This is a genomic window from Arthrobacter sp. FW306-06-A, from assembly GCF_021870055.1.
Taxonomy (GTDB): domain Bacteria; phylum Actinomycetota; class Actinomycetes; order Actinomycetales; family Micrococcaceae; genus Arthrobacter.
In genome coordinates this window covers 4490671-4509147 of the sequence record NZ_CP084552.1, presented here as the reverse complement: position 1 = coordinate 4509147, position 18477 = coordinate 4490671, and the positions used below count along the sequence as shown (strand labels likewise).

Here is an 18477-nt window from a genome sequence, read left to right as displayed (position 1 = left end):
TCCCATGGTTGATGTTGCGGTAGTAGGTTCCGGGCCCAATGGGCTCTCGGCGGCAGCGGTCATGGCACGTGCCGGGCTGTCGGTGGAGGTCTTCGAGGCAGCATCGACGATCGGCGGCGGCACGCGGACCACCGAGTTGATGCAGCCCGGCCACCTCCATGACGTCTGCTCCGCGGTGCATCCCATGGCCGTTGCATCCCCCTTTTTCCGCGCCTTCGAGCTGTCCCGGAGGGTTGACCTGATAACCCCGGACGTGTCCTTCGGGTCCCCGCTGGAGGGTGGCCGTGCTGCATTGGCCTACAAGTCCCTGGACAAGACCGCGGAAGCCCTGGGGCAGGACGGCCCGGCGTACCGGCGGCTGATGGAACCGCTGGTCCGCCATGTCGCTGACGTCATGGACTTCACCCAGAACCAGATCCTCCGGATCCCCCGGAACCCGCTCGTGGCCGGCATCTACGGGCTGCGGACCCTGGAACAGGGAACCGGCCTGTGGAACCTCCGGTTCAGGGAAGAACTTGCCCCGGCCCTGCTCAGCGGGGTGGCGGCCCACGCCATCTCACACCTGCCGTCCCTGGCCGCGTCCGGGGCCGGGCTCATGCTGGGCGCCCTGGGGCATGCGGGCGGATGGCCCATCCCCCGTGGCGGCTCGGCATCAATCGCGGCAGCACTGGCTGATGACATCCGCGCCCATGGCGGCGTGATTCACACCGGAACACCGATAGACCGGCTGGAGCAGCTTCCGGCGGCCCGGGCCACCCTGCTGGACGTGGCGCCGCGCGGTCTCCTGGACATTTCAGGGGAATCACTTCCGGGCCACTACCGGCGGGCACTGGACCGCTTCCGCTACGGCAACGGCTCCTGCAAGGTGGATTTCATCCTGTCCGGGCCGGTGCCATGGCAGGCCGAAGGACTTTCCGAATCCGGTACCGTCCACGTGGGCGGCACACGGGCCGAACTGGCGCGTTCAGAAAATGAGGTCAGCGCCGGACGCCACCCTGAACGGCCCTACGTGCTCGTGGCCCAACCGTCCCGTTTCGACCCGAGCCGGGCGCCCGCAGGCAGGCACATCCTCTGGACCTACTGCCATGTTCCCTCGGGCTCCACAAAGGACATGACCAACCAAATTGTGGCCCAGCTGGAACGGTTCGCTCCGGGCTTCCGCGACCTGGTGGTGGAATCACATGTCATCACCGCTGCGGAGCTGGCCGAGTACAACCGCAACTACATCGGGGGCGACTTCAGTGCCGGCGTCATGGATGTCCGGGGGCTTATCCAGAAGCCTGTGATATCCCCCGTCCCGTGGCGGACGCCGCTGCTGGGCGTCTACCTCTGCTCGTCGTCAACCCCACCGGGGCCGGGGGTGACAGGCATGCCGGGCATGCATGCGGCAAGGCAGGCCCTCAATGATGTCTTCAAGCTGCCGGTCCCTGACCTTGGCATCGCCTAGGTTCCAGGCATGGCCGGCGCTTGGTTGGGCCGTCCGCTGCTTACACAGTTGCGCAGCAGGCGGCCGGCCCGGGGGATAATGGCGCGATGGGGAAATCAACAAAACTTTCGCTTGCCGTAGCTGCGCTCATTCTCGGAACCTCGCTGGTGGCCTGCGACGACGGGAAGTCCGGGGCGGAAGCCGCCGCGCAACAACTGGCCGGCGCGGTCTCGGCGCTGGATGTGGGATCTGTGGCCTTTGAGGGCAAGGATGCTGCGGCAGCCAACGACCAGCTCCACCAGGTCTTCGCGGCCCTGGATCCGCAAAAGCCGCAGGTCCAGGCAGGCGGGCTTACGCTCGACGGCGACAAAGCATCCGCCCCACTGAATTACACGTGGAAGTTTGGCGACGCCGAGTGGAAGTACACCATCGCGGCAAACTTCAAGAAGTCCGGCGACAAGTGGCTCACTGTCTGGGACCCGGCCATGCTGGCACCCGGCCTGGCGGACAGCGAGATCGTGACCAAGGGCTCACAGTCGCCCAAACGCGCGGACATCCTTGGTGCCGGGGACGTCCCGCTGGTCACCTACCGTCCCGTGGTGAACGTGGGGATCGACAAGCCCCAGCTCGGTGGCGCGGACCCGGCCGATTCCGCCGGCAAGCTGGCCGCACTGGTGGGAGTGGATCCTGCCGCCTATGTACAGCAGGTCAAGGCTGCCGGTGAACAGGCCTTCGTTTCCGCGATCACCCTGCGGGAAGAAGGCCGGACCATCTCCGACCAGCAGATCCAGGCCATTCCGGGTGCCCGGGGGATACCGGCGTCGATTCCGCTGGCGCCGAGCCGGACGTTCGCCCGTGCCGTTCTTGGGTCGGTGGGTGAAGCATCCGCAGAGCAGATCGAGGCATCCAACGGTGCCCTTGTGGCAGGTGACGTGACCGGCGTCGGCGGTCTCCAGCAGCAGTACGATGAACAGCTCCGCGGCTCGGACGCTGTCGTCATCCGTGCACAGCGGGCCGACCTGACCCGCGAACAAATCCAGTCCGCCGGCACCGACCCCCGCCGCGTCCTCTTCCAAGTGGACCCCAAGCCCGGAACCCCGCTGAAAACCACCCTCGATCCGCGGCTGCAGACCCTGGCGGAAAGCACCCTGGAGGGCGTGAAACCGGCGTCGGCGATCGTTGCCCTGCGTCCCTCCACCGGCGCAGTCCTGGCAGCTGCATCCGGACCCGGCAGCAACGGCTACAACACCGCCATGCTGGGACAGTACGCGCCCGGCTCCATTTTCAAAATGGTGGACTCGCTCGCCATGTTCCGCAATGGGATGACGCCCGATTCCACCGTCCAGTGCACTCCCACCCTTACGGTGGACGGCCGCACGTTCAAGAACTCCGAGGGCTACCCCGAGACCTCCCTGGGCGCGGTAACGCTGCGGGACGCCTTTGCACACTCCTGCAACACGGCCTTCATCTCGCAGCGGGACTCGGTGTCACAGGGCCAGCTTGAAGCCGCCGCCACGTCCATGGGTGTCGCGGTGGAAGCGCCGAAGCTTGGTGCTGAAGCCTTCCTGGGTTCCGTACCCGGCCAGGCCCAGGGCACCGAGCACGCGGCCTCCATGATCGGACAGGGAAAGGTGCTGCTGTCCCCGCTGGCGGCGGCAATCATGGCCGGGTCCGTCGCCAAGGGCGCCCCGGTCTCGGCGCAGCTGGTCCTCAACGCCGACGCCGGTGCTCCCGCCGCCGGAACGACAGCAGGGTCCACCGCCCCCGCAGCAGAACCGACGGCCACAGCCACGGCCGAGGCGCCGTCCACGGCCTCTGACAAGCCCATCACCGCAGCGGAGGCGGCATCGCTCGCAGACATGATGCGCGCCGTCGTCACCTCCGGACACGCAGGATTCCTCTCCAGCGTCCCCGGTGCCCCGGTGGGGGCCAAGACGGGAACCGCCGAATTCGGCACCGAGAACCCGCCGAAGACCCACGCGTGGATCGTGGCCGTGCATGGCGACCTGGCAGTGGCCGTCTTCGTGGAGGACGGCGGCCTGGGTGCCACCACCTCTGGCCCGCTGCTGAAGCAGTTCCTCACCGCCGCCGGCTAGGGAGCGGCGTGGGAGGATTGACGGTGTGGCCCATATTGACGTTTCCGGCATCGACTACTTCCTCTCCGACGGCACCCAGCTCCTGAACGGGGTCACCTTCAAGGTCCCGGACGGCACCAAGACCGCCCTGATCGGGCCCAACGGCACCGGCAAGACCACGCTGTTCCGAATCATCGCGGGAGACCTGGTTCCGGACGAGGGCGTGGTGGGCCGTTCCGGGACCATGGGCATCATGCGACAGTTCGTGGGCCAGGTGCGGGACGGTTCCACGGTCCGGGACCTCCTGGTCTCCGCCGCTCCCCCGGCGCTGGCGGCGGCTGCGCGCGAGGTTGATGAGGCGGAGCTGGCCATGATGGAGCACGACGACGAACCCACCCAGATGCGGTACGCCCAGGCCATCGTGGACTGGGGGGACGCGGGCGGCTACGACGTCGAAACTGTCTGGGACGAGGTCTGTATGGCCGCGCTGGGACTGCCCTTTGACCGCGCGCAGCACCGTCCGGCGTCGACCCTTTCCGGTGGTGAGCAGAAACGGCTGGTACTGGAGGCGCTGTTTGCCGGCCCGGACGATCTCCTGCTCCTGGACGAGCCGGACAACTACCTGGACGTCCCCGGGAAGCGCTGGCTCGAGGAAAAACTGAACGAGTCCAGGAAGACGGTCTTCTTCATCAGCCACGACCGCGAACTGTTGAATAACGCTGCTGGACGCATCGTGACCTTGGAGCCGGGCATCAACGGGGCTGCGGCCTGGATCCACGGCGGCGGCTTCGGCTCCTATGTTGAGGCACGCGCAGACCGGAACGCGCGCTTCGAGGAACTGCGCAAACGCTGGGACGAGGAGCACATCAAGCTCAAGGAGCTCGTCAACATGTACAAGAACAAGGCCGCGTTCCGTTCCGACATGGCCAACCGCTACCACGCTGCCCAAACGCGGCTGGCGAAGTTCCTCGAAATTGGGCCGCCGGAGGCGCTGCCCATCGAGCAGAACGTCCAGATGCGGCTCAAGGGCGGGCGGACCGCCAAGCGCGCCATCGTGGCGGAGCGGCTGGAGCTGACCGGCCTCATGAAGCCGTTTTCCACTGAAGTATGGTTCGGTGACCGCGTGGGCGTCCTGGGCTCCAACGGTTCCGGCAAGTCCCACTTCCTGCGGCTGCTGGCCACCGGTGGCACTGACCCCGAACGGGAGCACCTGCCGGTTTCCGATGTGCAGATCGCTGAGGTGCCGCATGAAGGGACGGTGAAGCTGGGTGCGCGTATCCGGCCCGGCTTCTTTGCACAGACGCACGTCCGGCCCGACCTGCTGGGGAAGACTCTGCTGGAGATCCTGCACCGCGGCGACGAGCACCGTTCCGGGCTGGGCCGTGAGGCCGCCGCCGGCGCGCTGGACGGCTACGGCCTGGCGGGGCAGTCGGAGCAGAAGTACGAGTCCCTCTCCGGCGGCCAGCAGGCACGGTTCCAGATCCTGCTCCTGCAGCTCAGCGGTGCCACCCTGCTCCTGCTGGACGAGCCCACGGACAACCTGGACCTGCATTCGGCCGAGGCCCTGGAACGCGCCATTGACCACTTCGAGGGGACCGTCCTGGCTGTCACCCACGACCGCTGGTTCGCCCGGACCTTCGACCGGTTCCTGGTTTTCGGATCCGACGGAAAAGTCTACGAGTCCGCCGAGCCCGTGTGGGATGAGCAAAGGGTGGACCGCGTCCGCTGAGAGGTTGCTCCATCAGATATCGCTGTTCCACCCGCGGTTTGGCAGCCGCAACTGATAGAGCAACTCGAGAGTTGCTCTTTTGCAGTGATCAAGTGATCAGAGACTGTTAGCATTTGCTCATGAAGACCGATGAACGGCACCGCACAATTGCCGAAATCCTTCGGCAGCAGTCGGAAGCGAGCGTCGAACAGCTGATGCAGGCGTGCGGTGCCTCGGGCGCCACCATCCGGCGCGACCTTGAGATCCTCTCAGGCCACGGCGTCCTCCGCAGGTTCCACGGCGGTGCCAGGAGCCTGATCGGGCAGGGGCAAAATCCCGGCTACGGGCAGCGTGAGCTGGAGGACCGGGATGCCAAGACCCGTATAGGGGCTGCGGTGGCAGGCCTGCTGGCCGAACGGGAACACGTCTGGCTGGACAGCGGAAGCACGGCGACGGAGGTGGCGCGGGCCGTGTCAGGCAGGGCGCTGACCCTGATGCCCATGTCCCTGCAGGCCCTCAATGCGGCAACTGCGGGTGAGGGAAGTGCAGGCTCCCGGCCTGCACTGTTGCTGCCGGGCGGGAGCGTGGTGCCCGGAGAACTTTGTTTCCGTGGACCCCTGGCCGAGTCCAATATCCGGTCCCTCCGCTTTGATACCGCCGTGGTTACCCCCTGCGCAGTGCATCCCAACGACGGCCTGCTGGCCCACGACCTGGAAGATGCAGCAGTCAAGAAAGCAGGCCTGGAATCAGCTGCACGGGTGGTGGTAGCCGCCTCAGCGGCAAAGTGGCAGGCCCACGCACGGGTGCTCGTGGCCGGGCTGGACCGCGTGGACATCATCGTCACGGACAGGCAGTTCAGTGCGCAGGATAAGGCCGAACTCGAAAAATACTCTGTGGAAGTAGTGAGCGTATGAGCACCAGCACCGGCATGGAAGAGCACGCAGGATTGAAAGCCGCCGCCGCGGCCACGTTTGTGGTCTTCGGCATCAACGGGCTTGTCTTTGCCAGTTGGGCAGCCAGGATTCCCGCAGTCACCCAGACGCTGCAGATCACATCCGGCCAAATGGGCACCCTGCTGCTGTGCACGGCCATCGGCTCGCTGCTTGCGCTGCCCACCGCGGGACTGGTGGTGGGCAGGATCGGTACGGCCAACACCGTGCGTTTTGCCGGCCTGCTGGCCGCGGCGGCAGGCGTGGGTATCGCGATGTCGCTTTCGGCTGTTTCCATTCCCGGAACGGCGGTGTCCCTGTTCTTCTTCGGCATCGGCATTGGGCTGTGGGACGTGGCGCAGAATATTGAAGGGGCCGACGTGGAGCACAAGCTCCGCCGGACCATCATGCCGCAGTTCCACGCGGCCTTCAGCGGCGGCGCGTTCATAGGTGCCCTCGTCGGCGCGGGGCTGTCCACCCTGGGCGTGGACCTTCCGCTGCATCTTCTGGTGATCGCCGCCGTGGTGGTTGTGGTGGCCCTGGTGGTCCCACGCTATTTCCTCCCCCACCTGGTTACAGCCACCGTGGAGGGGGCCCCGAAGCCTGCCAAGGGGCAGTCCGCCTGGCGGGACAGCAGGACACTGCTGATCGGCGTGGTGGTCCTGGGCGCCACGCTCACGGAGGGTGCCGGAAACGACTGGATTGCCAAGGCATCGGTTGACGGACTTGCCACCTCAGAGTCCACCGGTGCCCTTATGTTCGCCCTGTTCGTGCTGGCCATGACCGCTATGCGATTCCTCGGTGGCCGTGTCATTGACAAGTACGGACGCGTCGCCGTGCTGCGCGCCAGCATGGCAGCGGCCGCCGCAGGGCTGGGGCTCTTCGTGCTGGCATCCAACATCTGGCTGGCGGGGATTGGTGCCGCGCTGTGGGGCGTGGGCGCCGCCCTCGCCTTCCCGATGGGAATGTCCGCCGCGTCCGACGACCCGCAACACTCAGCCGCCCGCGTCTCCGTTGTATCAACTTTGGGGTATATCTCGTTCCTGGCTGGACCGCCGCTGCTGGGCTATCTGGGGGACCTGACGGGGATCCACACGGCGCTGCTGGCGATCATGGCCCCCATCCTGGTTGCTCTCCTGCTCGCCGGAGCTGCCAGGCCCTTACAGGTGGAGCAGGCGACCGCCGCGCAGGACACCGATCAGGACAGCGTGCAGGAGTCCTCCAAGCACGAGTAGCCCTTGGGGTTAGGGTGATCACATGCAAATCAGCAGGCCACGGGGCCGGACCTGGATCAGCCGGCTCGATAAATACCTCTTGAGGCATGTTTCAGACCTGCCGGGCGGTAACCACGACGTCTTCTTCCGGCGGCTTTCCGCTGCCGCCAACCAAGGCAAACTCTGGATTGGCACGGCGGCTGTCATGGCGCTCTTCCCGGGCAAGACGAGGAGGGCTGCGCTGCATGGCCTGATTGCCCAGGGGGTAGCCTCGGCGGTGACCAACGTGGTGTTCAAGACGCTGCTCCCCCGGACCCGTCCGCTCCCTGAACATCTGCCGGTCTTCCGCTTCGTGCATCCGCAGCCCACCAGTTCTTCCATGCCGTCCGGCCATTCCGCATCCGCCGTGGCGTTCGCAGTGGGAGTGGGTTTGGTCCGCCCCGCCCTGGGCACCGCATTGGCACCGGCTGCCTTAGGTGTGGCCTATTCAAGGGTGCACACTGGGGCGCACTGGCCCTCCGATGTTCTGTTCGGCTCCGCCCTCGGTGCCGGCGCTGCCTTGGTGACCCGCCACTGGTGGCCGGTCCGCCCGCCCATCCCGCAGACCAACCGGGCTTGGACCAGTGCCCCCGAACTGCCTGGTGGTGAAGGCCTCAGCATCGTGGTCAACACCCTTGGCGGCTCCTTCAAAGAAGAGACCGCCGAGGCTTTGCAGGAAGTATTTCCCAAAGCTCATATAAATACCGTGCAGCCTGACGAGGACCTGGTGGAGCGGATCGCCGCTACTGCTGATTACCCTGGTACCCGCGCCCTGGGTGTTTGGGGCGGAGACGGGACCGTGGGCACGGCGGCCGCTGCCGCCGTCGACCGTTCTTTGCCCCTGCTGGTCCTCCCCGGTGGGACCTTGAACCACTTTGCCCGGGACGCGGGGACGGGCAGCCTGAAGGATGCCGTGCGGGCGGCAAGCAACGGTGAGGCCGCACTCGCAGACATCGGAGTGGTGACCGCAGAGCGGGGCCTGGCCGGGAACCCGGAGGTATCCGAGGTGGCAATGCTGAACACGTCGAGCATCGGCCTCTACCCGAACTTTGTCCGACGGCGCGAGCACCTGCAGCCCGCGCTCGGAAAACCGCTGGCCGGCGTCGTTGCCATGTTCCGGACCTTCGCCGCGGGTACGCCCACCACTCTCACCGTGGACGGGAAGCGGCACAAAGTGTGGATTGCCTACCTGGGGAGGGGCCGGTACTACCCGCGCGACCATGCGCCCCTGATCCGGCCCGTCATGGACGACGGTGTGCTGGATGTCCGGCTGATCACCGCCGATGAGTCCTTTGCAAGGCTGCGCCTGCTCTGGTCCGTGCTCACGGGCACCGTGGCAAGCTCCCGGATCACGCATCTCCGGGAGGCCACGGGGGTCAGGATCGACGCCGACGGTGCCCCCATGGCGCTGGCCGTGGACGGAGAGGCCCTGGCCGGAGTCCGAAGCGTGGCCTACAAGGTCCGGCCGAAGGCGCTGACGTACTACTCACCGCGCTCCTGAGGGGAGCGGGCGCGGGGAGGACCCTGATTCTCCCCTGAATCATCCCTGATACGAGGCAAAACGCTGCCCGCACCCCGGTAGCGTGGGGCAAGAACACCCAGCGAAAACCGTCCGCAGCCGCGTGCTGCCGTCCGAAGGATGAATCATGATCGAGGCAAACGGGCTGACCAAGGTCTATGGTGCCAAAACCGCCGTGGCCGGTGTCAGTTTCACCGTTAAGGCAGGGCAAGTCACCGGCTTTCTGGGCCCCAACGGGGCAGGAAAGTCCACCACCATGCGCATGATCATGGGATTGGACCGGCCCACATCCGGATCTGTTACGGTCAACGGCCTGCCATACGTCCGGCACAAGGCGCCACTGCGGCAGGTGGGTGCCCTCCTCGACGCCAAAGCCGTCCACACCAGCCGCAGCGCCTACAACCACCTGCTGGCCATGGCGGCCACGCACAGCATCCCCAAAGCGCGGGTGCATGAGGTGATCGAGATGACCGGGCTGGAGGCCGTGGCCCGCAAGAAGGCCGGCGGCTTTTCACTGGGCATGGGCCAGCGGCTGGGTATCGCCGCTGCCCTGCTGGGGGACCCGCAGACCCTCATCCTGGACGAACCGGTCAACGGCCTGGACCCCGAGGGGGTGGTGTGGGTGCGGAACCTGGTGCGGTACCTGGCCGGGCAGGGGCGCACAGTGTTTCTTTCGAGCCACCTGATGAGCGAGATGGCCCAGACTGCGGACCACCTGATAGTCATTGGCCGCGGCCGGGTGATTGCCGACGCACCCATCAAGGACATCATCACCGGCAAGGGCCAGTCACGGGTCCGCGTCCGTACCGACCAACCTGACCGGCTCCATCAGCTGCTGTCTGCGCGGGGTGCCTCCGTTGACGTGCCGGAGCGGGAACTGCTCGAAGTAACGGGCCTGGAGCCCAAAGCAATCGCCGCGACCGCCCTGGAAAACCAGGTCATGGTCTATGAACTCACCCCCCTTGTTGCCAGCCTTGAGGAGGCATACATGGAACTGACCAAGGACGACGTCGAATACCACTCCCTGCCCACTGTGGAGGTCAGCAAGTAATGAGTTCCACAACCACTGAGTCAACGTCCTCCCGCGAACCGGCACCGTCCCCCGCCGGACCAGCCTCCCGCAACGCCGGAAGGTCCCTTCCCGGTCCCACCTTCTTGCGGGTCCTCAACTCGGAGATCATCAAATTCCGCAGCTTGCTCTCCACCCTGATCCTGCTCGCCTCCACGGCGGTGGTCATGGTGGGATTCGGTGCGCTGTCGGCGTGGGGGACAGGACAGTTCACGAATGCCGCCACCCGTGATCCGCAGGCGGCCTCGAGGATGGCATCCCAGGGCGGAGACCTTGCCATCAGCGCCCCCACCTCCGGTATCGCCTTCGCGCAACTGATCCTCGGGTCCCTGGGTGTGCTCCTGATGAGTTCCGAGTTCACTACGGGCATGGCCCGGTCCACCTTCGCAGCCGTACCCAAGCGGATCCCCGCATTTGCCGCCAAGCTGGTGGTGGTGATGGTGACGTCGTTCGTGGTCACCGCCGTGTCCACCTGGGTGGCCGGGCTGGTTGCCGTGCCCATCCTGGACAACTACGGCCTGAAACTCGACCTGGCCAGCTCCCAGTCGGTGAAGCTCCTCCTGGTCAACAGCATCTACGTGGCCGCCGTCGCCGCCATCGGCATGGCCCTGGGCACGCTGCTGCGGAACTCCGCCGGTGGCATCATGAGCCTGGTGGGCATCTTCTTCGTGGCACCTCTTGCCTTCCAGCTCATCCCCGGGGACTTCTTCAAGGAAGCCCGGAAGTACCTGCCCGGCAACACCGTTGAGCCGCTGACGGCTGTGCAGCACGTTCCGGACACCCTCGAGGCGTGGCAGGCCGGACTGGTCCTGGGCGCCTGGGTGGTGGTTCCCGTCCTGCTGGCCGCCGTGCTGCTCAAACGCCGGGACGTCTGACCTCCGGGCTCCTGCTTCCGGCCATGCATCCGTAGCGGCGTGGTTTCCGGCACATGACAAATATGCCTGGGAGGAAACTTTTCTTGCTCGTGATGGTTCCTGCTTGGAGGGCCGTCCTGTTCGCCGGAGGCAGATCTGTTGAACTGCACAAAGCAGGGCGGATAATGGCGGACCTAGGGTGAAACGACGATGTGGTGCATCACACGGTCCGCCGGTGTCCACCAAGGCACGTCGCTCAACCCATGCTATTTCCCAACAGGACGGCGCTTCCATGCATGCTGACCAGCAACTTTCAAAGTCCCTGAAACCCAGGCACCTGTCCATGATCGCCATCGCCGGCGTGATTGGTGCAGGACTTTTCGTCGGCTCGGGGGCAGCCATCCAGCAGGCCGGCCCGGGCATCCTCGTGGCGTACGCGGCCGCCGGCCTGGTGGTCATCCTGGTGATGCGCATGCTGGGCGAGATGGCCGCAGCCAACCCCGAGACAGGCTCGTTCTCCACCTACGCCGACAAGGCACTGGGCCGCTGGGCAGGGTTCAGCATCGGCTGGCTCTACGCCTGGTTCTGGATCATCGTCCTGGGCATCGAAGCCACCGCAGGCGCTGCCATCATGCACCGCTGGGTGCCGGGCATCGACCAGTGGGTGTGGGCCCTTGTCCTCATGGTGCTGCTGACGCTGACCAACCTCGGTTCCGTGAAGTCCTACGGTGAGTTCGAGTTCTGGTTCGCGTCCATCAAGGTCGCTGCCATCGTCCTGTTCCTCCTCTTCGGCGCTGCCGCCATCCTCGGCCTCGTTCCGGGCGTCCCCGCACCGGGGCTGAGCAACCTGATCAACAACGGCGGCTTTATGCCCAATGGCCCGGGTGCGGTCCTGGCAGGCATCCTTGTGGTGGTCTTCTCCTTTTTCGGCGCTGAGATCGCCACCATCGCAGCCGGCGAATCCGAAAACCCTGTGGATGCCGTCAAGAAGGCAGTGAAATCCACGGTGTGGCGCATCCTGGTCTTCTACATCGGCTCCATCGCCGTGGTGGTCACCCTGCTTCCCTGGAACTCCGCCTCCGTGGCCAAGAGCCCGTACGTGGCGGTCATCGAACTCTTCGGCATCCCCGGCGCCGGAACCATCATGGACGTCGTAGTTCTTACTTCCGTCCTTTCCTGCCTGAACTCCGGTCTTTACACCGCCAGCCGCATGCTGTTCTCACTCTCTACCCGCGGTGACGCGCCGCGCTCATGGACCCGCATCTCCCGCCGGGGTGTTCCCGCCGCTGCCGTCCTTGCCTCCACTGTGGTCGGGTTCGTCACGGTCGGTCTGAACTACATCGCACCGGACACCGTGTTCCTCTTCCTGGTGAACACCTCGGGGGCCATTGCCCTGTTCGTATGGCTGGTCATCTCGGCGTCGCAGCTTGTCCTCCGCCGCCGCATGGGCGCCGCGGCCAAGGACCTGCAGCTGAAGATGTGGCTGTTCCCGTACCTCACCTGGGCAGCGATCATCAGCATCGTGGCCCTGCTCATCGGCATGGTGATCGTGGAGTCCACCCGGGAATCGCTGCTGCTCTCCCTGGCCCTGGCTGCCGTGGTCGTGGCGGTCGGTGTGCTCCGTTACCGTCGGCACGGCGCTGCCGCCGGCCAGCCGGACGCCGTGGAGGTCGAACCCGCAGCGGCACCTGCGGAGTAGGCGCGGCGCTAAACTCGGGACCATGCCTTTGCCTTCCTCTGCCGCAGACCACATCCAGGACCTTGGCGCCTATGTCAGCGCATCGCCGTCGAGCTTCCATGCTGCGCACGAGGGCGGCCGGCGGCTGGAGGAGGCCGGGTTCACCCGCCTGGATGAACTGCAGCCCTGGGAGGGCGGGCCGGGTCGGTTCTTCATCATCAGGGACGGCGCACTGATCGCGTGGGTGGTCCCCGAAGGTGCGGGGCCAACCACGGGGTTCAACATCCTCGGGGCGCACACCGATTCGCCGTCGTTCAAGCTCAAGCCCAAGCCCACCACCGGTGCCCACGGCTGGCTCCAGGCCGGAGTGGAAATCTACGGCGGACCGCTGCTGAATTCCTGGCTGGACCGCGAGCTCCGGCTCGCGGGCCGGCTGGTGATGCTCGACGGCGCAGAGCACCTCACGGCCACCGGCCCGCTGCTCCGCTTCCCGCAGCTGGCCATCCACCTTGACCGGGCCGTGAACGAGGGGCTCACCCTGGACAAGCAGCGGCATATGAACCCGGTGTGGGGGCTGGGGAATCCTACGGATTCGGACCTGCTGGGCGTGCTGGCAGGTTCGGTTGCCGGCTCCCCCGTCGATCCGGGACAGATCGGCGGGTACGACGTCGTCATCGCGGACACGCAGGAGCCTGCGGTTTTCGGCGGCAAGGGGGAGTTCTTCGCATCAGGGCGGCTGGACAACCTTTCAGCCACGCACGCCGGGCTTGCGGCGCTGGTTGCGCACGCGGGCTCCGGGGATGCCGGCGGCCCCATTGCCGTCCTGGCCGCGTTCGACCACGAGGAAATCGGCTCCAACTCCCGATCCGGTGCGTGCGGACCCATCCTTGAAGACGTGCTGGTGCGCATCTCTGACGGCCTCGGCGCGACGGTGGGCCAGCGGCGGCAGGCCCTGGCGGCGTCGTTCTGCCTCTCAGCCGACGCCGGGCACGCGGTGCACCCGAACTATCCGGAGCGGCACGATCCCGCCAACCATCCCGTGCTGAACGGCGGTCCGCTCCTGAAGATCAACGCCAACCAGCGCTACGCCACGGACGCGTACGGCGCCGCTTTCTGGGCACGGCTGTGCCGCGAAGCCGGCGTGCCCTACCAGGAGTTCGTGTCCAACAACGTGGTGCCCTGCGGCTCCACCATCGGCCCGCTCACCGCCACCCGGCTGGGCATCCGGACTGTGGACGTGGGCGTGCCGCTGCTGTCCATGCACTCAGCAAGGGAGCTGTGCGGGGTTGAGGACCCCCTGCGCCTGGCCACGGTGGCGGAGCTGTTCTTCGGGACGGCTGCGTAGTTTCCTAACGGATGAATCCCCGGTGATCGATCTCGTGGGCGGGTACCCCCACCCACGTTTCCCCGTCAGGGACGTTGCTGAGGACTGCGGCGCCCATTCCGATCGTCGCGTAGTCTCCCACTGAGGTCCTGTCCCGAACGCTGGAATTCAACCCCAGGTAGGCGCCCCTGCCAACCCTGACTCCGCCGCCCAGCGAAACGCCGGCGGCGAACGTGGCAAAGTCGGACACGTCGTCGTCGTACGAAAACGTCACCGCTGGCATGGCCACCACGTGCGACCCCAAGGTAACAGCGGCAGTGAGGGTGACATTCCGCAGCAAGATGCTGCCCCGCCCCACCCGGCACCCCTCGGGAAACTGGACGGTGGGATCCACCGCCGTGGCGTACCTGGAGTCGTTGATTCCCAGCGATGCAAGCCGCGCCACCACGGCCTCACGTTCCTTGCTGGCCATCACGCACACGAGCAAGAAGGCGTGTGTGTAGTTCGGAGCTTCACCAATGCTGCCCAGGACGGGGGCGCCGTCTACTGTCACACCCGCCATTTCCTTGTCATCGTCGAGCAGGCCGACGACGTCGTACTGCCCGCTGCTGCGAACCATCGCAAGGACTTCGCGGGCGAGGCCAGTTGCGGCAACCAGTATCAGTTCGCTCACGTGCCCACCGGGGATGCTGTTTTCCGGATGGCGTTGATGACGCGGTTGATGCTGGTGGCATCCAGTTCATGGAATACCGGCAGGACCAAAGTCCGCTCACTGAGCCGTTCAGTGTTATGAAGTCGCGTGTTGCCGGTATCCCGCCATCTGTAGGCGGGCTGCCGATGGGCGGCGTAGGCTCCCCGCCGCGCAGTCACCCCGGCCTCTGCCAGCCGTTCCAGCAATAATTCGCGCGTCGCCGGGAATGCGGGAAGGACTTCCATCCAGAGGGACTGGAAATTCGTCGTGCCATAGGGAGGATCAGTTACAAACCGCAGGCCATCCAGGCCTGACAAAGCGCCTGCATAAATGCCCGCAATCCACCGCCGGCGTTCCACCATGGCCGGAAGCCGCCGTAGCTGGCAGATCCCGATCGCTGCCTGCAGGTCGGTCATCTGGTAATCGAAGCCCACTTCCAGGCACACCTCCCGGGGAGGGACGAACTGCTCCGTGTTCGGCCGCGTCAGGTTGCTTGCATGCCCGCGCAGGGCCCGGGCGCGGGCGGCCCAGTCCGCCCGGCGGGTGGTGAGCATGCCGCCCTCACCAGTAGTGAGAATGTGATCGGGATGAAATGACCACACGGCAATGTCTGATCCAGTCCCAACGGGCTTTCCTCTATAAAGTGACCCCACCGCGCAGGCGGCATCCTCGATCAGTGTGATCTCGTGGCGGTTGCAAAGGTCCCGAATAGGGTCGAGATCCACAGGCACACCGGCTTGGTCCACTACGATCACCGCGCGCGTGTCCAGGGTCAGGGCGGCATGGATCGTTTCTGCAGTCACGTTCCCGGTGGCAGGGTCGACGTCACAGAACACAGGCCTTGCACCCACATAGGTGACGGCGTTCACTGTGGCTACGACGGAAAGGGACGGAACCACCACATCGTCGCCCGGGCCGATACCGGCCACCACCAAGGCGAGATGCAGGGCTGCGGTGCAACTCGACGTTGCGACGGCAAAGCGGGCGCTCTGGGCGGCTGCGAAAGCAGCCTCAAATTCCCTGACTTTCCTGCCTTGGGTAAGGCAACCGGAATGAACCACGTCGGCCAAGGCATCGGCTTCCTCTTGCCCGAGCCACGGCTTCACGACTTCTATCCTGGCAACTACTGACTCAGTAGCCACGGGACACCAACTTTCCTTGGAGGAGCAGGAGGAAGACAATGGCTGCCTCTACGTGGTCCACAAGATGCTCTGCGACCAGTCCCCGGAGAGATCGCCCGGGCCTTCCTGAAGCGGCGCAAGAACTCCGGACACTTGGCCATCAAGGCTCCTGCTCCGGGCGACGGCTTCCAGCACTGCCAGGACCCTCAGCCCGGGCAGGTGCGGTGCGTACCCGTCCCTTTGGCGTCGGATCCGGCTTGAAAACTCAGCCGCCAGCCGATCCATTGTCTGCTGCTCAATGGTCAACAGGGTGCCGTCTTCGCCCAGCAATTGGAGAAGGTCGGGTTCCGGGCAATATGGGGCCGTCAGTTTCTGCTGGGCGGACAGGCAGGGGTCAAAGACCCGCAGACGCTCCTTGTGCAGTTTGGCATCCCAAACCAGCGTGAGCCGGGTACCCGCTATCACCAGTTGGTGGCTTCTGGCCCGGCTGAGCCTGTTGACGTGGAGGTGGACAGGGGCATCATTGGGAAGCCTGAAATAGATGTGGCCCACACAGTCACGTCCGGTGCCCAAAGGGTCACCGCCGAAGGCTGAGACGTCCAGGGGAGCCAGGCCGTCCGGGAGTACCTGGTCCAGGATGGCAAAGTCGCCCGGCGCCAGATCCCAAAACACGTCCCGCTCTGTCTTCAGGAGGTTGGTTTCGGACAGGAGGGCTTCGACAAAAAGGATCTCGCCCAATGAACCGGTGTCCATCAGCTTTTGAATTTTCTGGATGGCCGGCTCAAAGGAATGGGGATGGTCGGCCATCAGGACAAGACCACCCGTTTTCGCTTGCGACACCATCTCCTGTCCGTGTGCCAGGCTGTCTGCGAGGGGCTCTTCCACCAGGACATGCTTGCCGGCCCGCAAGGCCGTCATGGCCGTTCCATGGAGGGCACCCAGCGGGGTGGCAATTGCGGCAGTATCTACGTCGACGCTGTCCAGCAGTTCATCTATCGTTTCGAAACAGGGGACAGCTCCGAGTTTCGCGGCGAGCCTGCGTGCCCGGTCAATGTCTACGTCGCATATTGCCGCCAATTCCCAGCCGGGGGAGGCCTGGAAGGTCCTGGCCAGAGCAGCGCCCCTGGATCCGGCGCCCACGACGGCCATTCCCAACTTGGCAGCCGACTGGTTGTCCAAGCCGAAATTGTGTGCCACGGCATTCATCTCGTCCTCTTCCTGCTTGAGCTGTCAGTAGGCGCCGGAAGGCTGAACAACGGCACGGAAAGTGCGCCACAGAATCAGCAGGTCCCCGGCGATCGACCAGTTTTCGACGTAGTACAGGTCCAGGCGCACGGCTTCATCCCATGAAAGGTCCGAGCGCCCGTTGATTTGCCAGAGCCCCGTAAGGCCGGGCTTGATCAGGAGGCGTCGGTGGGTATGCCGCTCGTACGCGCTGACCTCGCTGGCGAGGGGAGGGCGGGGCCCCACCAGGCTCATATCGCCCACCAGGACGTTCCACAGCTGCGGCAACTCATCCAGCGAATACTTGCGCATCCAACGGCCGCATTTGGTGACCCGTGGATCGTTGTGCATTTTGAAAAGTACGCCTGAGCCCTCGTTGTTCTTGGTCAAAGTTGCCAGGCGTTCCTCGGCATCCACCACCATCGACCGGAACTTGTACATTCCGAACGTCTTTCCATCCTTTCCGATGCGCTCTTGGCGGAACAGGACCGGGCCGGGGCTGTCTTTCCTGACGATGACGGCAAGGAGGAGCAGAATCGGTGCCAAGACCAGGAGTGCGGTGCCGGCAAGTGCCACATCCACCACCCGCTTAAGGATGTGCCTTCCGCCCGAGTACTGGGGGATGTCAACGTGCATGAGCGGCAGTCCCTCCACGGGGCGCCAATGGATACGGGGCCCTGCCACGTTGGTCAGGGTTGCTGCCAGCACCATCTCCGCCGAACACTCCTCCAGCTTCCACCCCAGCTCCCGGATGAACCTGTTCCCTCCCGGGAGAGGTCCGGCGATGATCACAGCATCCGCCGTGGCGAGCCTTGCCGTTCGCGGAATGTCATCCGTGGACGAAAGGACCGGGACCAGTCGGTCGTCTACCCGCAGCCGTGCCCCCCGCCGGGAACCCGGGAGGCAGACACCCAGGATTTCGTAGACGGGACCCGATTTCTTCTCGATCTGGTGGACCACATAGCGGACGTCCTCAGGTTCGCCGACAACGATGGCCCGCGACAGGTGCCGCCCCTTTGCCTTTTCCGTGGCAAGCCGGCGCCGGAACGCCCAGCGGTTGGCGGTGAGCGCAACGATTCCCACGGGGAGGGAAACGGTGGCCAGGGCGGCACCGCCTTGGATCGAAAAGATCACGGCGGCCAAAGCAAGGAAACCAAAGACGCGGAAGGTAGCCCCAGCTACACGCTTATACTCGTCAGCGCCGACCCCCAGGACCTTGGGATCGCGTGTCCGGTGAATCTCCAACGCGGCGATCCAAATCAAGGCCACTGCTGCCGTGGCTACGGCTCCAGCCTTGGACCCGTCACGGAACAATCCGCGGTTGGCCAGCTCGGAACCCAGCACGACGGAGCCTGCCACCAGGAGGCTGTCCGTAATCCTCAAAAGATTGATATGGGTTGCGATCCAGTCGGCAGACGATTCCCGTCCCTTGGCTGGTACGTCCACGAGGGCAACAGGCCCTGCCGATCCTGCGTAGATGCCACGGGGAGGATAGTCGCTTCCAAGGTTGCCGGCGTAGATAGGGCGGCCAGTCCTCTTGTAGGGGATTGTGTTCCGTTCCCGGGTAATAGGTACTTCTGCCATCGTGGCCCCTAACGGTTTGTTC

At 65.4% G+C, this 18477-nt stretch carries 14 protein-coding genes; 10 read left to right on the top strand and 4 right to left on the bottom strand.

Annotated elements, in window-relative coordinates:
- Positions 1 to 4 precede the first annotated feature (4 nt).
- The 10 genes from LFT49_RS21050 to LFT49_RS21005 all read left to right on the top strand — a co-directional run bounded on the left by LFT49_RS21050 (position 5) and on the right by LFT49_RS21005 (position 13856).
- On the top strand, positions 5 to 1447 hold the full coding sequence (locus tag LFT49_RS21050; RefSeq protein ID WP_237429319.1) for a phytoene desaturase family protein: 1443 nt from the start codon (positions 5 to 7) through the stop codon (positions 1445 to 1447).
- A gap of 86 nt (positions 1448 to 1533) precedes the next feature.
- Positions 1534 to 3522: a penicillin-binding transpeptidase domain-containing protein gene (locus LFT49_RS21045; RefSeq protein ID WP_237429318.1), complete on the top strand. Its 1989-nt coding sequence runs from the start codon at positions 1534 to 1536 to the stop codon at positions 3520 to 3522.
- 25 nt (positions 3523 to 3547) lie between these two features.
- Positions 3548 to 5230, top strand: coding sequence for an ABC-F family ATP-binding cassette domain-containing protein (locus LFT49_RS21040; RefSeq protein WP_237429317.1), 1683 nt, complete (start codon positions 3548 to 3550; stop codon positions 5228 to 5230).
- Positions 5231 to 5349: 119 nt separating this feature from the next.
- Positions 5350 to 6123 carry a DeoR/GlpR family DNA-binding transcription regulator gene (locus tag LFT49_RS21035; protein WP_237429316.1) on the top strand — a complete coding sequence of 258 codons (774 nt, stop codon included), beginning with the start codon at positions 5350 to 5352 and terminating at the stop codon, positions 6121 to 6123.
- Positions 6120 to 7373, top strand: a complete 1254-nt coding sequence (locus tag LFT49_RS21030) for an MFS transporter (RefSeq protein WP_237429315.1) — start codon at positions 6120 to 6122, stop codon at positions 7371 to 7373. The genes LFT49_RS21035 and LFT49_RS21030 overlap by 4 nt, the downstream gene beginning before the upstream one ends.
- 22 nt (positions 7374 to 7395) lie before the next feature.
- Complete coding sequence (locus tag LFT49_RS21025; protein ID WP_237429314.1) at positions 7396 to 8892, top strand: bifunctional phosphatase PAP2/diacylglycerol kinase family protein; 1497 nt, start codon at positions 7396 to 7398, stop codon at positions 8890 to 8892.
- Between the two features lie 145 nt (positions 8893 to 9037).
- Positions 9038 to 9961, top strand: coding sequence for an ABC transporter ATP-binding protein (locus tag LFT49_RS21020; protein WP_237429313.1), 924 nt, complete (start codon positions 9038 to 9040; stop codon positions 9959 to 9961).
- Positions 9961 to 10854 carry an ABC transporter permease gene (locus LFT49_RS21015; RefSeq protein WP_237429312.1) on the top strand — a complete coding sequence of 298 codons (894 nt, stop codon included), beginning with the start codon at positions 9961 to 9963 and terminating at the stop codon, positions 10852 to 10854. The genes LFT49_RS21020 and LFT49_RS21015 overlap by 1 nt, the downstream gene beginning before the upstream one ends.
- A gap of 271 nt (positions 10855 to 11125) precedes the next feature.
- Positions 11126 to 12532, top strand: a complete 1407-nt coding sequence (locus LFT49_RS21010) for an amino acid permease (protein ID WP_236800364.1) — start codon at positions 11126 to 11128, stop codon at positions 12530 to 12532.
- A gap of 22 nt (positions 12533 to 12554) precedes the next feature.
- Positions 12555 to 13856, top strand: a complete 1302-nt coding sequence (locus LFT49_RS21005) for a M18 family aminopeptidase (protein WP_236800363.1) — start codon at positions 12555 to 12557, stop codon at positions 13854 to 13856.
- A 4-nt stretch (positions 13857 to 13860) separates the two neighbouring features.
- Here LFT49_RS21005 and LFT49_RS21000 read toward each other — a convergent pair whose 3' ends face one another.
- From LFT49_RS21000 to LFT49_RS20985, 4 genes are read right to left on the bottom strand one after another with little or no spacing between them, the layout of a single operon-like run.
- Positions 13861 to 14508, bottom strand: a complete 648-nt coding sequence (locus LFT49_RS21000; RefSeq protein WP_236800362.1) for a PglD-related sugar-binding protein — start codon at positions 14506 to 14508, stop codon at positions 13861 to 13863.
- Positions 14505 to 15668: a DegT/DnrJ/EryC1/StrS family aminotransferase gene (locus LFT49_RS20995; protein WP_237429311.1), complete on the bottom strand. Its 1164-nt coding sequence runs from the start codon at positions 15666 to 15668 to the stop codon at positions 14505 to 14507. The genes LFT49_RS21000 and LFT49_RS20995 overlap by 4 nt, the downstream gene beginning before the upstream one ends.
- A 48-nt stretch (positions 15669 to 15716) precedes the next feature.
- Positions 15717 to 16826, bottom strand: coding sequence for a Gfo/Idh/MocA family protein (locus LFT49_RS20990; protein ID WP_237429310.1), 1110 nt, complete (start codon positions 16824 to 16826; stop codon positions 15717 to 15719).
- A gap of 51 nt (positions 16827 to 16877) precedes the next feature.
- Positions 16878 to 18455, bottom strand: coding sequence for a sugar transferase (locus LFT49_RS20985; RefSeq protein WP_237429309.1), 1578 nt, complete (start codon positions 18453 to 18455; stop codon positions 16878 to 16880).
- Between the last annotated feature and the right edge of the window lie 22 nt (positions 18456 to 18477).